Origin of the sequence: Citrobacter sp. TBCS-14 (assembly GCF_005280805.1) — a bacterium.
GTDB classification, from domain to species: Bacteria; Pseudomonadota; Gammaproteobacteria; order Enterobacterales; family Enterobacteriaceae; genus Citrobacter; species Citrobacter gillenii.
Window position 1 is genome coordinate 1 of sequence record NZ_SZWM01001290.1, and the last position, 213, is coordinate 213.

1 protein-coding gene is annotated in these 213 nt (G+C 54.0%); it reads right to left on the reverse strand.

Translation table 11 applies throughout. The features are described 5' to 3' along the window. Positions 1 to 213, reverse strand: a 213-nt coding sequence (locus FDX22_RS27420) for a DUF1615 family protein (RefSeq protein WP_146718068.1), incomplete at both ends; no start/stop codon positions are given.

Consider the following 213-nt stretch of genomic DNA (forward strand, 5'->3'; position numbering starts at 1 on the left):
TAATCTTCAGTGCGGTATGAACCAAAAACACCGGGATATGCATACGCTCGGCGCGACGGTCAATCTCTTTCCAGGCTATTTTGCTTAAATTCGGGACAACCGGATCGGCCTGATAGTTGGACTCCTGCTGCGCCACGGCCAGCACCGAACAGATATTTTCAACCGTGGGCGCCAGCTTCTGGCTTTCAAACGTTTTCGCCAGGTCCTGCGCCC